The organism is Flavobacterium xinjiangense (assembly GCF_900142885.1).
Classification (GTDB): domain Bacteria; phylum Bacteroidota; class Bacteroidia; order Flavobacteriales; family Flavobacteriaceae; genus Flavobacterium; species Flavobacterium xinjiangense.
Genome location: NZ_FRCL01000003.1, coordinates 268411 through 282443 on the forward strand (window position 1 = coordinate 268411; position 14033 = coordinate 282443).

Here is a 14033-nt window from a genome sequence, read left to right on the forward strand (position 1 = left end):
GGAGTATTAAAAGATTACTTTTTAAACCTTTTAATATTTCAATCTTTAAATTAAAAAGCTACAATCCTTGTGCTTGAATCGCGGTAATCACGACCGTGTTTATAATATCATCTACGGTACAACCTCGGCTTAAATCATTAACGGGTTTGTTTAAACCCTGCAACATTGGGCCAATAGCTAATGCTCCTGTTTCTCTTTGTACCGCTTTATACGTGTTATTTCCTGTGTTTAAATCAGGGAAAATCAAAACGCTGGCTTGTCCTGCAACTTCTGAATTTGGCATTTTACTTTTCCCCACTTCCATATCTACGGCGGCATCGTATTGAATAGGGCCTTCAATTTTTAAATCGGGACGTTTTTTTCTCACTATTTCGGTTGCAGTTCTTACTTTATCAACTTCATCGCCTTTTCCTGATGAACCGGACGAATAAGAAAGCATCGCAATTTTTGGTTCAATTCCAAAAGCCAAACTCGAATCCGCAGAGGAAATAGCAATTTCTGCGAGTTGTTCCGCAGTCGGATTTGGATTAATCGCACAGTCTCCAAAAACTGAAACACGATCCTCCAAACACATGAAAAATATCGAAGAAACCACACTGGAATTCGGTTTAGTTTTAATGAATTGCAAAGCGGGCAGAATGGTGTGTTGCGTAGTATGTGCAGCACCGGAAACCATACCGTCGGCGTGCCCTTTATACACCATCATCGTCCCAAAATAGGAAACATCTTCCATCAAATCTTTAGCCATTCCTAATGTCACGTTTTTACCTTTTCGCAACTCAAAATACGTATTTACATAATCATCATAATTTTCGGATTCTATTGGATTTATGATATCAACTTTCGAAAAATCAAATTCTAAACCCAATTCAGCTACTTTATTTTCTATTTGCTTTTTGTTTCCAATAATCGAAATATCAACGACATCCATCGCTAATAATCGAGAAGCAGCAATAATTATTCTTTCATCATTTCCTTCGGGCAAAACAATGTGTTTTCGATGTTGTCTGGCGCGTTTTACTAAGTTGTATTGAAACATTTTTGGTGTCATACCCTCAGCTTCAAAAGTAATTAGCTTTTCAGCCAAATTATCCAGGTCAACGTATTTTTCGAATGTACTGATCGAAATTTCAATTTTTTGTTTGTTGTTCGCGTAAATTTTAGATTTGATCGATCCAATTTTATTGGTGATATAATAAGTTCCTTCCTCAACGGCTATAATTGGAACAACAGTAGAAAGACCTTCTATTAATTTCAGAATACTAATCTCAGGCAAGATATTCCCTGTCAATACTATTCCGGAAATAGAAGGATAATTTACGGATTCATTCGCTTGTAGCGCGCCAAGTATGATATCAGCTCTGTCTCCTGGTGTGATTACCAAACTATTTTCCTTCAAATGCAATAAATAATTGCACAGTTGCATTGCTCCTACACTGAAATTTCCGGTTTGATTGTTTAGGTGTGCTGCACCAAATAAAACTTTAGCATCCAACTCATTTACAATTTCCTGAAGTGTAGGATTATTCAAATTTGAAATTAAAGGAATTGAATTCACCAATACATTTTCTGGCAAACTTTTTTTCAATCCATTAGTCACTAATTCTATATTCTCCCGCTGTACTTTATTAGCAATTACTGCCAATACTTCAACATCTTTTACCTTAAATGAATCATATGCAAGATAAAGACTATCAATTAACTCTTCTAATGTTTTCCCCACGCCTGAACCTACAATAATCGTTGGAATCCCAAGGTTTTTGGCAATAAGAACATTCATATCCAGTTCTATAACGGTACCTTCTCCGGTAAAACTGGTTCCTTCAACCAAAACAAAATCGAAACGTTCCTCTAATTTTTTATATTTTTCAATAATCAAATCCAGAACATCTCCTATTTTCCCCTTGTTCTTTTTCTTGATTAACTTACTTTTTGTAATCGCATAAGCATCTTCAAATTGAATATCTAATCCAAAATGACCAATTACCGTTTCAATATGATTATCAAATCCTCCTTCTTCGGTATCTTCTATAATTGGTCTAAAATACCCTACTTTGGCAGTCTTTCCTATGAGCATACTCATAAGTCCCAGAGTGACAATTGACTTACCGCTATTTTCTTCGCTTGTTGCTATATATATGGCCTTGTTCATTTTTATATTTTTATATTACTTCCAAAATAAATTGGATACAATGCATTTAATTACTAAAACCACCGACGTCTTTTAAAATAAATAATCATCCCAATTACTACCAAAAACATCAAGCCAATAACGATATAATACCCATTTCGATAATGTAATTCGGGCATAAACTCAAAATTCATTCCGTAAACACCCACAATAAATGTAAGCGGAATAAAAATAGCCGACACAATCGTCAGCGTTTTCATAATCTCATTCATCTTATGCGTTTGTGCCGAGAAAAAGAAATTAGAAGCACTTTCCAATGAACCCATATCCGATTCTATTTGTTCAAGAAGCTCCAAACTTTTTTGATGTAATCGAGTAAAAAAACTAAAATTTTCTGCTTCTATGGAATTAAACACATTATCGTCTTTAATGCTTTTAATGTCGTACAAAGAATCGCGTAACGGAATAATAGAGCGCTTCAAAAAATTGAAATTATCGCGATGTTTTTCAATCCTTTCCAGAATTATTGGGTCGGCACTATTCTTAGAAATATTGATCAGTTCTTCTACTTTATCTTCTTCATTCTCTATCGTGATATAGAAGTTTTGCATAATGGCATCCAGAAGAATATACAAAAGATAGTCCGCCTTTTTTGTCCTTACAATTCCAGTATGCGTTCTAATTCGTTCCCGAATATGTATGAAAAAATCACTTCGTTTTTCCTGAAAAGAAATCAAAATACCATCTTTTATCAGAAAACTAATTTGCTCCACACTAATATTATCAGAATCTCCGGCGGGTAAAAGTGATTTTATATTAAAAAACAAAGTATCTGACAACTCTTCTAGTTTTGTTCTCTTGGTGGTATTCAAAATATCAGCAAGCATGAAATTATCAATATTAAAATGGCCTCCAATAGACTTCATTAATTCGAGATTATTTAAACCATGAATATTCAGCCAATTCGTTTTTTGACTATTGATATATTTGTCAAGATCTGAAATTTTAAAATCCTCATATTCTGATAAATCAAAATTGTCATAAACAAATAACTGCATTTCTGATTCGTGGCTTTTATGAACCCCGGTATACTCCAGATTATAAGGCTGCAGTTTCCTGCCTTTCTTGTATTTAATTTTTCTCATCCAAAATTATTTATCTAGTAATAGTACGAAAAACTTTTATCAATGACTGACTTCTCTAGCAATTTGCCACTGATAAAAAACAAAGATATGCAGAAATAATAATTCCATATATGAGATTAATCATGTAAGACTTATTAAAAACATTTATTTTTCTATAAAAAACAAACCCGACCTATTTTTGAAACGGGTCGGGTAAAATCGTGAAAACTAAATTTATTATTTTTTCTTCAATGGTCCGGCAGAAACGAAAACAAACTTTTTATCCGCAAGAACGTAAACCATTTTATTTTCCTTCGCTTTATTTTTCAATATCACGTCTCCTTGTTTGTTTACTATACATTCAAAACCTTCATTTCTAATTCTGTCTATCGTTTCAGAAACCGTTTGTTTGTCATCTAAAAAATGTATTTCAGTTATTTTTGTAGTAGTTTGTTCATTCGACAGCACTTTTGTTTTTGAATGTAATTCGCAAATAATAGAAACTGTTGTTACTGCAGCCTCGGTTTTTAATTTGCTTTGCATGGTCTTTTTTTCTTGCCAAGTAATTTTATGCAAAGTAATTCCTTTGGTCGTAAAAGGTTCGATTTTGCATTCTAAGGGCAGCTTATCTACCTCAAAACTTTTCAATAAAATCGTGTCTTTTTTGGCTCCTTTATTGGTGATAAACAAATAAAATTTATTTTTAATCATTTCTGCTGAAACATTATCTGATTTTGCAAAAACGGAGGAAGATGTTGCTTTTTTGCTCTGGCTGAATATAGCGGTACAAAAAAAGGACAGGACAAGAAGTAAGATTGTTTTTTTCATAATTGCTTTCGATTTCAAAGGAATTGAAAAGTACAATAATATTTGATACAAAGCGAACGTAATAATTTCAAAACAAAAAATAAATAGCGTAAAAAAACCGGAATATCGCTAGTCCGGTTCTAAAAAACAAAGAAAATTAAAATTTAATTGGTTTGTGATTTTAATGCTAAATTGTAAACGACAAGTCCAAAGCCGATTTTATTAATTGCATCTGCAATGTTATAAACGACATCAATATTAAGACCTAATCCATGTATACCATTGTACCAGCCGTCAGTTCCTAACATATATCCTAATGGATATATTGACCATCCAACTAATACGAACCAGCATAATATTTTATGAGCAGCCAAAACATTTCCACCTGCCGCTGCTGCTATTTTAGAAGCGTTACCAAGCCAGATTTCATACACAATTATAAAATAAGCAATACCGGAGATTAATCCCCATAACCATGCATTCGGTCTGTCTACCGCTTCTCCAAAATAACCGGTAAGCAACATCACTAGTGATAAAATAATCATTTTCCACATCAATGATTGCTTAGCACCTGCAACTTTCAGAATTAAGAAAAACTCAACACACATCAACGGAACGGTTAACGTCCAATCGATATAACGAAAAAATGTAGGTGATTCCTGGAATGCTGCCCAGTAATCTCTCATGTAAAAATAATGTACGGCAGCAATGAAAGTAATCAAACCTGAAACTAATACTGAAGTTCGCCATTTTTTATCAAATTGATTCAATGATAAAAAGAAAAAAGCAGAAGCAGCCATCATAGCCATACAACCTACAAAAAAGGTAAATCCTACATAATCAGTAGGTGACAATCTTGCAACTAATCCTGGAATAAACATAAAATTTGTCATAAATAATTAAGGTTAAATGATTTTGTTGAATCAAATATATAAAAAGTTAAACAATAAAAACGCATTTTGTTTAGTTTTTTTTTACTAATTTTAAACAAAATAAAAACTTTCATGTCTAAATATTCTAATATCTCAATAGTAGTAAGCTTTTTTGGTTTATGGATTGATTCTTTTTTTTCGGATCAGGTTCAAATTATAATTGGATTTTTATTGATATTTTCATTTGGAATCTTACATGGTTCAAATGACCTGCTGTTAATAGAAAATATCAAGGAAAAAAAATACCCGCTTCCTTTCTTTAAAATAGTAGGGTATTATATACTTGTAGTTTTGGTCGGTGCGCTTTTATTTTATTTAATACCTTGGTTAGCATTAGTTCTATTCCTCATTGTGAGTGCTTATCATTTTGGGGAACAGCAATGGCAGAGTCTAATTCAGAAAGCATCGAAATGGTTTTCAGTACTATTTCAATTCATTTATGGCGCAACGATCTTGTTTTTGCTATTTGCTTTTCATCTCCATGAAGTCCAGAAAATTATATTTCAGATAACACAAATTTCAATTGATACGCTTTATATAATATTACCTCTAAAAATAATTGTTGGGGTTTTAATTCTATCAGGTACTTATTTGTATTGGAAATTTGAAATAGTAAGTAAACAGCTTTTAACAGAAACTTTATATTTATTGCTATTTATCATTATTTTTAAATCTTCTGGTTTGATATGGGGATTTGCTTTATACTTTGTCTTATGGCATAGTATCCCCTCCATATTTGATCAAATAAAATTCCTTTATGGAAATTATTCTTTCCTGCTTTTTGTTACCTATTGCAGGTCGGCATTGTTGTATTGGGGAATATCCATTTTGGGGATTTTAGTTCTCTATTTTGTATTCAGGCAAGAACAATTATTCAATGCCTTATTTTTTTCCTTTTTAGCAGCCATAACGTTTCCGCATGCCTTAGTCATTACAAGAATGTTTAGTGGTAAACAAGAATGAAAATCGAAATCAATGCCCATAAAAAAAACCGTTCACCAAAGGCGAACGGTTTTCTAAATCAACAGTAAAGACGCACCGCAGTGCATCTCTACGGGAAATTATTATTTTACTTCTTCGAATTCAACGTCTTCAACATTGTCTCCTTGAGCAGCATCCCCTTGAGGTTGTGCTTCAGCTTGACCTTGTTCACCTTGAGCATACATCGCTTCAGTTGCTTTTTTCCAAGCTGCGTTGATGTTGTCAAGAGCCGTTTGAATTGCAGGAATGTCTTGAGATTGGTGAGCCATTCTCAATTCAGTTAATGCATATTCTACAGCAACTTTGTTTTCATCAGATAATTTAGAACCTAATTCTTTCAATTGAGTTTCAGTTTGGAAGATCATTCCATCTGCTTCGTTCAATTTTTCAGCTCTTTCTCTTGCAATTTTGTCAGCATCAGCATTAGCTTCTGCATCTTTTTTCATTCTTTCGATTTCTTCAGCTGTCAATCCAGAAGAAGCTTCGATACGAATATCGTGAGATTTACCAGTTCCTTTATCAGTTGCAGAAACTTTGATGATACCATTAGCATCAATATCAAAAGTTACTTCAATTTGTGGAACACCTCTTGGTGCTGGTGGAATACCATCTAAATGGAAACGACCAATAGTTTTGTTATCAGCAGCCATTGCTCTAGCTCCTTGTAAAACGTGGATTTCAACTGTTGGTTGAGAATCTGCAGCTGTAGAGAAAACTTGAGATTTTTTAGTTGGAATAGTTGTGTTAGGCTCAATAAGAGTTGTCATAACACCACCCATAGTTTCGATACCTAAAGATAAAGGAGTAACGTCAAGTAAAAGTACATCTTTTACATCTCCAGAAAGAACTCCACCTTGAATAGCTGCTCCAATTGCAACAACCTCATCAGGGTTAACTCCTTTAGACGCTTTTTTACCAAAGAATTTTTCAACTTCTTCAGCAATTCTTGGCATACGAGTAGAACCTCCAACCAAGATAACTTCGTCAATATCAGAAACAGATAAACCTGCATCTTTAAGCGCTTTAGCAACTGGTGCCATAGAACGTTTTACTAAAGAATCAGTTAATTTTTCAAATTGTGCTCTAGTTAATTTTTTAACTAAGTGTTTTGGTCCTGAAGCTGTAGCAGTTACGTAAGGCAAGTTGATTTCAGTTTCAGTAGAAGAAGACAATTCAATTTTTGCTTTTTCAGCAGCTTCTTTCAAACGTTGCAAAGACATTGGATCTAAACGTAAATCAATACCTTCTTCAGTCAAAAATTCAGCAGCTAACCAGTCAATAATTTCGTGGTCAAAATCATCCCCACCTAAGTGAGTATCTCCGTTTGTAGACAATACTTCAAAAACTCCGTCTCCTAATTCAAGAACAGAAATATCAAATGTACCTCCACCTAAATCGTAAACAGCAATTTTTTGATCTTTACCTTTTTTATCAAGACCGTAAGCAAGCGCTGCTGCTGTTGGTTCGTTGATAATACGCATAACTTTAAGACCTGCAATTTCACCAGCTTCTTTTGTAGCTTGACGTTGTGCATCATTAAAGTAAGCAGGAACAGTAATAACCGCTTCAGTAACTGTTTGACCTAAATAGTCTTCAGCAGTTTTTTTCATTTTTTGAAGTGTCATAGCTGACAATTCTTGTGCAGAGTATAAACGTCCATCAATATCAACACGTGGTGTATTGTTGTCCCCTTTTACTACTTTGTAAGAAACTCTTTTTGCCTCAGCCGAAACTTCAGAAAAAGAATGACCCATAAAACGTTTGATAGAAGCAATAGTCTTAGTTGGATTAGTTACCGCTTGTCTCTTAGCAGGATCTCCTACTTTAATTTCTCCACCTTCAACAAAAGCGATGATAGATGGTGTTGTTCTTTTTCCTTCTGCGTTAGGAATAACAACTGCTTCATTACCTTCCATTACAGAAACACAAGAGTTTGTCGTACCTAAATCAATTCCGATTATTTTACCCATTTTTAATATATTTAATTTTATTGTATACTAGTTTTAATGACTCGAAGTCGATAAGTCAATCTTTGTGCCAATGCAATACACCTCCTTAAATTGTCAGTTTCTGTTAAAATTGGCGTGAAAAAATCTGACAAGATGACATTTTAGCTCCACTGTCATTGTTCTGGGAGTTGTCATCCTTACTGTGACACTAAACACAACCGAAGCTTGAATTTATTTTAGGAGCTATTTCCCGCTATTCGCTGTATCTTTTCTTTTTTAAAGAAAAAAAGAAAAGGATGCCGCTACTATCGGGGCTAGGGATTCTGATTCTTAAATTCTAGTTGTTTTTTATAAAATTACTTTTGCATATCGGCAATAATAACTCGTAAAATTTTAGTTTTCGCCTGATCACTTCTTTATCCAACTTGTTGAATAAGATTATTTGCTTTGCAAATCTAAATGCAAGGGCAAGCGCACCAATAGGCCCCTAAAGCAACTTTAACAAACATTTGAAATCAATCTCGTTGACCTTTCTATTTTACAATAAACAAACAGCGATTGGTAGAGAAAAACAGCAAACCAATAACGGCGGTTTAGCTGAATTTGAGTAATAGTTTTTAATTTGAAGTTGACATTGAAGTCGATTCAAACAGCAGGAATCCGAAAAATAAATCTTAATTTAGTCTTTTCAAGTCTAGAATTTGTCGAGCTATCGCAAAAAAATATCCACAAATTAAAAACTAAAACCTAAAAATGAAGTATAAAGCTAAATCAATCAGACCTTTCATAGGAGCCAAAGATTATGAATTATCGCGTAATTTTTACCGTGATCTTGGATTTCAGGAAATCACTTTATCTTCTGAAATGAGTTATTTCGATAAGAGTGGCTTAGGCTTTTATTTACAAAATGCGTATGTCAAGGATTGGATAGAAAATACAATGGTTTTTATGGAAGTAGAAAATGTGAAACAATTTTGGAACGATTTAGTAGCATTAGAACTTACAGCAAAATATGAAAATATTAAATTAGTGCCTATGCGTGAACTTGATTGGGGAAAAGAATGTTTCTTGCATGATCCTTCAGGAATTCTATGGCATTTTGGAGAATTTACAACGAAATAAAATACAAGAGACAGTATTTTGAACTTGCCACAATACTAACAATCCCGCATCCATTAAACACTTAAACTGTTTCGAAACCAATAAAATATAATTGTAAAAACAGACAACAATTTTCCATGAGAGAAATCGAAAAACTTGATAATCCAGTTTGGCATTCCTTATCCGAGAGCCATCATAGTTTTGCTATTGACTACAATACTGTAAAGTTCTACCAACCGGATTATTGTCCGTTTGGCGGTTTTACAGCACTTGGTACTACCTCCGCCGCTATTGCTGACTATTCTAAATTAGTCGATAATTTCTTCATTGTTGGAGAAAAACCATTATTGCCAAATTCTTTAAAATTGAACAAGGAATTAGTTTGCCTGCAGATGGTAGCTACTGGTAAAATAGACATGGAGATTAAAGAAGAAATTGTGGAGCTTGGTCCTGAACATCACGAGGAGCTTTATGAATTAGTTCGTTTAGTACAACCCGGTTATTTCAAAAAGAAAACACCTTTATTAGGGAGGTATTATGGAATTTTCAAAAACAACAAACTCATAGCGGTAACAGGAGAAAGGATGAAAATGAATCACTATATTGAAGTAAGCGCAGTAGTTACGCATCCTAATCATACTGGAATGGGATATGCAAAACAACTTACGACCCATACTGTAAATGCCATTTTTGATCAAAGCAAAAAACCATACTTACATGTAGCCGAAACCAATAGCATCGCTATTGCATTATATAAAAAACTGGGCTTTACAACCAGAAGGGAAATTAGTTTTTGGAATATAGCAAAATAAATTCTTATAATTTACTGATTTTCAGTTGCTAGATTCAAAATTTATTTATACATTAGCTATAGATGAGGATTCCTAATTTTTGAAAATCCCACTATCCCCAAAATCTTATTACTATTGAAAAGTTAGAAAGCATTTTAAAACTTAACTAACTTTTAGATTGCATCAACTGTTTAAAAAATGATAATTAAATGCTTTTAAAAGCAAATAATTACTTTTTTTATCGTAAACATTTGTGTGATAATTTCATACCAACCTACTTTAAATACAATAATTTTTAATTAATTTAAACTAAAACTTATGTGTTTTTCAGCTAGTGCCAGTTTTGGAGCGGGTATAATTCTTGCAGCAGTTAGTGTTATTTCAATAAAGGAGGTAAGAAAACCATCTCAGATTTATTTCGCCTGTATTCCTATTATTTTTTGTGTACAACAATTTGTAGAAGGCTTTTTATGGTTAGCATTGACTAAGCCTTTTTTCGCGCCTTTGCAACAAATTACAACGTATATCTTATTATTTCTTAGCCAAGTTGTATGGCCATTGTGGATTCCTTATGCAGCATTAAAACTAGAAAAAGAACACGAAAATATAATTTTTCAGCGAGCGCTGCTTGCAATTGGTGCTTTGATTGCTTTTTATTTGGGATATTGTTTGTTGAATTATTCTGTTGAAGCACAAATTAGCGGCTATACTATTTCCTTTTCGCAAAACTATCCAATGAAATATAGTATTCCTGCCGGCCTACTTTACATTATTGCAACTGTTGCTCCACCCCTATTTTTAACTATTAGAAAAGTCTGGTTATTGAGCATCACAACTATAATTTCCTACAGTATCACTACCATTTATTACCAAGATTACATTGTCTCCGTTTGGAGTTTGTTTTCTTTATTCATTGGTGTATCCGTTTTGGTAATTATGGATGAAATCAGGTATCCGACTACGAAAAATTCCAAATACTATTATTCGAGCGATCGCAGTAAAAATTCCAGTATCTCCAATCAGGACTTTAAAGCTTTACATTAATTTAGATTTCAGATTTTCTCGAACGCTTTCAAACCATTCGTTTCTGAGGATACTCAAAATAATGCTGTCACGACGAACATCACTGCCTAAAGTTGGCATGTGATTTCGCAAGACACCTTCTACTTTGCAACCAATACTTTTCATGGCTGCAATACTACGTTGGTTGTTATTATCGGCACGAAATTCTACACGTTCCATCTCCAGAGTTTCGAAGGCAAATTGCAAAAGCAAAAATTTACAATGTTTGTTGAGTCCAGTTCCTCTAAAATTTTTACCGTACCAGGTATAACCCAACTGCACCGTTTTGAATGGCAAACTGATATCATAAAAACGGGTACTTCCTGCATATTTCCCTGATTTTTTATCAAAAACGATGAAGGGGAATTCGGTTTTATTTTCTTTGGCTTTTAAGGCAATTTGGATGTAGTTTTCTAAATTCTCTTTTCCGTTGGCTCTTACCAAAGAATATTCCCAAGTTTCTGGTTCATTGATAGAGAATTCCAATAGGTTTTCAACATCACTTTCTTGCAAAGGACGGAGTAAAACAAATTCATTTTCAAGAATTGTATTTTGGGGAAATTCTAAAATTGCAGCCATTATTTTTTTAAGCTAATTTATAAAAAATCAAACACGATTAATAACGCTATTTAATTTTTCTGCATTTTTTAGCCCAGATTACTTCACTTAACTTTTATTTTCATCGGAGTTCAGTGAACACTCCTTGTTTGAAATGAAAAGCCCACGGTATAAAAAAACAATTTTTCTTGTTGTAAAAGAGCGACCGGCGGAAGCTCCTTTTAGGACTTAGAAAAATATTTTTTTTATACCGTGGACTTGTAATGTATAGCTGGTTTAGCTCCTAAAAATACTACTCACTCATTTCGTCGTAACGCTCCGGAACTTGTGGATCGTAAAGTGGACATTTGAATTCAGCCATAGTATCTACCAGAAGATCCATGGTTTTTCCTTCGGTACCGTAGCAATCAATTTGGATGCTTTTCGGTGTGATTTCTACTTGAAAAGCGCCTTTACCATTTGGGTTTTTCCAACTATTTTCGTCTACCTTATCCCATTTTGAAAACAAAGAATTGATTCTATTGAGAATAACAGCCGTAGGAAGTTCCTCTAGACCAGCCACTTCTTGTTGCTCTATAATGGCTTCATAAACCTCTTGATGGTTTAGATAAATGCCTTCCAAATATCTCCAAAAAACTAGTTCGTACATTTTAAAAAAAATTAAAAGATTGAAAAATTGAAAGATTAAAAAACTCGTGTCAATTAAAACTTTTTAATATTCGAAAGTTCCGTATTCGCTGGTAATCGTCAGTTTTTTAGTAACGGCTGCTTCTACTCTTCCCACGATTTGGGCATCAACATTGAACGATTTTGAAATCGCAATAATGTCTTGAGCGATAGCTTCCGGAACATACACTTCCATACGATGTCCGCAATTGAAAACCTGGTACATTTCTTTCCAATCTGTTTTGGATTGTTCTTGTATCAATTGAAAAAGTGGCGGTACAGGAAATAAATTATCTTTTATGATGTGTAAGTTTTGTACAAAATGTAAAATCTTAGTTTGCGCTCCTCCACTACAATGCACCATTCCATGTATTTCTTCAGACGAATATTTATCTAAAATTTTCTTGATAATTGGCGCATAGGTTCTGGTTGGCGAAAGCACTAATTGTCCCGCATCAATTGGTGAATTTTCTACTGAATCAGTCAATTTTACCTGACCTGAATAAATTAATTCTTCGGGAACTGCAGAATCAAAACTCTCCGGGTATTTGATTGCTAAATACTTCCCGAAAACATCATGACGCGCTGATGTTAATCCGTTGCTTCCCATTCCGCCATTATAGCTTTTTTCATAAGTAGCCTGACCAAAAGAAGCCATTCCTATAATTACATCACCCGCTTTAATATTGGCATTATCAATCACATCCGAACGCTTCATACGAGCCGTAACGGTAGAATCTACAATTATGGTACGCACAATATCACCCACATCAGCCGTTTCACCGCCTGTAGAATGTATGGTCACGCCAAAAGAATCCAGTTCTTTGATCAATTCTTCGGTTCCATTGATGATTGCTGATAACACTTCACCAGGAATCAGGTTTTTATTTCTACCAATAGTGGAAGAAAGCATAATATTATCAGTTGCTCCAACACACAATAAATCGTCGATATTCATAATCAAAGCATCTTGAGCAATGCCTTTCCATACTGAAATATCGCCTGTTTCTTTCCAATACATGTAGGCCAGCGAAGATTTAGTTCCCGCTCCGTCAGCATGCATAATCAAACAATACTCTTCGTCTTGGGTTAAGTAATCAGGAACAATTTTGCAAAATGCTTGAGGAAACAATCCTTTATCAATATTTTTTATGGCGTTATGAACATCTTCTTTGGATGCCGAAACACCACGCTGTGCATATCTTTTTGAAGTATCTGAACTCATGTAGTCTAGTTGTGTAAGCTGCTTTTGAACAGCTGGGTTGTGCGGCAAAGATAATTATTTTTTTGGGTTTTGCCTATCGGTATTTTGGAAGTATGCATAAGAAAAGATAGATCAATCTTACTAGCAAGTAGATTGAAAAAAGTATTGACACTAGTATTGTGAGATACAATCCGACATCTGATGTAAATAACAGGAGCGTTATCGCGGTTTATTAATTTTCCAAGTATTTGACGTAAAAAAAAGTATAGTTAAAAAAAGTTTAAACCTTACAATTAAATAGAAATAATTTGATAATTTTATGACTCAAATAACTCATTAATAGCTATTTAAATTTTAATTATTTAAATATCGACTTCATAAAAACGCAAATCAGGCCACGAAAAAAAAAATATAGAAAATTAAAAACCTCAAAATCATGCCTAAATATTTAATTGAAAGAGAGATTCCAGGTGCCGGTAATTTAAGCGCTGAACAATTGAAAGCCATTTCTCAAACTTCCTGTGGAGTATTGGGCAAAATGGGACCACAAATCCAATGGATTAATAGCCAAATAACGGCTGACAAAATCTATTGCACTTATATTGCTCCAAACGAGGAGATGATTCGTGAACATGCAAAATTAGGAGGATTCCCTGCAAATTCCATTAGCCGAATTGCCACAACCATTGACCCAACTACTGCAGAAGAAACAGTTTGATCAATCTAA

The 14033-nt window shown here is 33.8% G+C and carries 13 protein-coding genes; 5 read left to right on the forward strand and 8 right to left on the reverse strand.

What is annotated here, in order from left to right; all coding sequences use genetic code 11:
* Positions 1–58: 58 nt before the first annotated feature.
* From pta to BUC23_RS05160, 4 genes are all read right to left on the reverse strand, one after another.
* Complete coding sequence (gene pta / locus BUC23_RS05145) at positions 59–2152, reverse strand: phosphate acetyltransferase (protein WP_073206473.1); 2094 nt, start codon at positions 2150–2152, stop codon at positions 59–61.
* Positions 2153–2205: 53 nt separating this feature from the next.
* A complete protein-coding gene (corA, locus tag BUC23_RS05150; protein WP_073206477.1) occupies positions 2206–3276 on the reverse strand; it encodes a magnesium/cobalt transporter CorA in 1071 nt (356 codons plus the stop codon).
* Positions 3277–3492: 216 nt separating this feature from the next.
* Positions 3493–4083, reverse strand: coding sequence for a hypothetical protein (locus BUC23_RS05155; protein WP_073206479.1), 591 nt, complete (start codon positions 4081–4083; stop codon positions 3493–3495).
* Between the two features lie 143 nt (positions 4084–4226).
* The gene (locus tag BUC23_RS05160) at positions 4227–4955 is read right to left on the reverse strand and encodes a bacteriorhodopsin-like (protein WP_073206482.1); all 729 of its coding nucleotides are present in this window, start codon (positions 4953–4955) and stop codon (positions 4227–4229) included.
* Between the two features lie 111 nt (positions 4956–5066).
* Here BUC23_RS05160 and BUC23_RS05165 point away from each other — a divergent pair, with 111 nt between their 5' ends.
* Positions 5067–5957: a Brp/Blh family beta-carotene 15,15'-dioxygenase gene (locus BUC23_RS05165; RefSeq protein ID WP_073206485.1), complete on the forward strand. Its 891-nt coding sequence runs from the start codon at positions 5067–5069 to the stop codon at positions 5955–5957.
* 101 nt (positions 5958–6058) lie between these two features.
* Here BUC23_RS05165 and dnaK read toward each other — a convergent pair whose 3' ends face one another.
* Positions 6059–7945, reverse strand: coding sequence for a molecular chaperone DnaK (gene dnaK, locus BUC23_RS05170; RefSeq protein WP_073206488.1), 1887 nt, complete (start codon positions 7943–7945; stop codon positions 6059–6061).
* 732 nt (positions 7946–8677) lie between these two features.
* Here dnaK and BUC23_RS05175 point away from each other — a divergent pair.
* The 3 genes from BUC23_RS05175 (at position 8678) to BUC23_RS05185 (ending at position 10860) form a co-directional block, all read left to right on the forward strand.
* The gene (locus tag BUC23_RS05175) at positions 8678–9046 is read left to right on the forward strand and encodes a VOC family protein (RefSeq protein WP_073206491.1); all 369 of its coding nucleotides are present in this window, start codon (positions 8678–8680) and stop codon (positions 9044–9046) included.
* Positions 9047–9162: 116 nt separating this feature from the next.
* Positions 9163–9837: a GNAT family N-acetyltransferase gene (locus BUC23_RS05180; protein WP_073206494.1), complete on the forward strand. Its 675-nt coding sequence runs from the start codon at positions 9163–9165 to the stop codon at positions 9835–9837.
* Between the two features lie 297 nt (positions 9838–10134).
* The gene (locus tag BUC23_RS05185; protein WP_073206497.1) at positions 10135–10860 is read left to right on the forward strand and encodes a DUF6629 family protein; all 726 of its coding nucleotides are present in this window, start codon (positions 10135–10137) and stop codon (positions 10858–10860) included.
* Here the strand turns inward: BUC23_RS05185 and BUC23_RS05190 are convergent.
* The 3 genes from BUC23_RS05190 to BUC23_RS05200 all read right to left on the reverse strand — a co-directional run bounded on the left by BUC23_RS05190 (position 10852) and on the right by BUC23_RS05200 (position 13327).
* The gene (locus BUC23_RS05190) at positions 10852–11457 is read right to left on the reverse strand and encodes a GNAT family N-acetyltransferase (protein ID WP_073206499.1); all 606 of its coding nucleotides are present in this window, start codon (positions 11455–11457) and stop codon (positions 10852–10854) included. The genes BUC23_RS05185 and BUC23_RS05190 overlap by 9 nt on opposite strands.
* Before the next feature lie 271 nt (positions 11458–11728).
* The gene (locus BUC23_RS05195) at positions 11729–12085 is read right to left on the reverse strand and encodes a hypothetical protein (protein WP_073206501.1); all 357 of its coding nucleotides are present in this window, start codon (positions 12083–12085) and stop codon (positions 11729–11731) included.
* A 63-nt stretch (positions 12086–12148) separates the two neighbouring features.
* Positions 12149–13327: an AIR synthase related protein gene (locus BUC23_RS05200; protein ID WP_073206503.1), complete on the reverse strand. Its 1179-nt coding sequence runs from the start codon at positions 13325–13327 to the stop codon at positions 12149–12151.
* Between the two features lie 415 nt (positions 13328–13742).
* On the opposite strand from BUC23_RS05200, the gene BUC23_RS05205 reads away from it, so the two are divergent.
* A complete protein-coding gene (locus BUC23_RS05205) occupies positions 13743–14024 on the forward strand; it encodes a DUF4242 domain-containing protein (RefSeq protein WP_073206508.1) in 282 nt (93 codons plus the stop codon).
* Positions 14025–14033 lie beyond the last annotated feature (9 nt).